Here is a 1,027-nt window from a genome sequence, read left to right on the forward strand (position 1 = left end):
GGAGAAACTTCACCACAGCTTTACCATTTTCGCGAGTGACTTCCTTCTTCTTCACCTCCCTCACTTCTCGCTCAATCAGCGGTCTGCCATCGACTAAGAAGGCCTCAAACGGGTAAATGCGACTCAAGAGGCGTGCGCGAATCCTCAGCCCAAATTTGAATAAATCAAAAACTTGGTTGTACTTAGCAAACTGATCGTCGTTGACCAACGACTTGAGAACAGCCTCAAGTCGTTGCTCCTCCAAGGCGATATCGCACAGCCAATCGGCGTGCAGCCGCACGAATGGATCTATGGAAAATCCAAATTGTACTGCTGCGGATTGTTGGTATTGCCTAGTCAATGATTTATAACTTGCTGGGTGTACTTCTAATTCGCGCTGCGCTAACCATCCCCACAGCGGCGGCACATTACCCAGTTTGGTACTCTCAGTTTGACTGTGTGCCTTTTCTGGGAATTTTCACACTCGCAACGCTGTTGTGCTTCCTTCAAGGCAGAGAGGATAGCATCGGCGTTTTCTCCAGAGAAAACTGAAGTGTCGCCGTTAAGCCAATACACAATAATTACTTTCTCGTCTTCGTCATCCATGACTTGCCGCATTTGGGCCAAGTTGACCCAGCCGGCTGTCGGTGTTTTACATGTGTACACGGTGGGAACTGATATGATTTGCATAATCGCTGAAATCTACGTGGCTGTGGATTTTGAGCAATTGCGATCGCACCACTCGGCATAGTACAAATGTTTCCTTAGGCGCGATCGCATTTCAATTTAGAAAGGTGGAGCATCTGGATCGTCCGAGTCAAAATTAGATTTTGGCCACTTTGCTGACAATAGTCCGCTTCCACCGCAAGTAGGACACTCAAAGGCTCCACCGTGTTGTAAGTACCCCCTGCCCATGCAGTTGTAGCAATCGTCATAGGGGGGCAGATCGTCAAACTTAAAGATGTCCTCATCAATAATTTCGTCTGGATGATTGTAGTCAAACATGTGTTGTGATATTTTTTACATGTTCAGGTTGAAGTAGTTAAAC

At 46.8% G+C, this 1,027-nt stretch carries 1 protein-coding gene and 1 pseudogene; both read right to left on the reverse strand.

What is annotated here, in order from left to right; translation table 11 throughout:
* A pseudogene (locus tag I8752_RS36700) lies at positions 1-406 on the reverse strand (IS110 family transposase); the annotation flags it as partial.
* Positions 382-669: a hypothetical protein gene (locus I8752_RS36705; protein ID WP_214437045.1), complete on the reverse strand. Its 288-nt coding sequence runs from the start codon at positions 667-669 to the stop codon at positions 382-384. The pseudogene I8752_RS36700 and the gene I8752_RS36705, both read right to left, overlap by 25 nt.
* Between the last annotated feature and the right edge of the window lie 358 nt (positions 670-1,027).

The organism is Dendronalium phyllosphericum CENA369 (genome assembly GCF_016056275.1).
GTDB lineage: Bacteria > Cyanobacteriota > Cyanobacteriia > Cyanobacteriales > Nostocaceae > Dendronalium > Dendronalium phyllosphericum.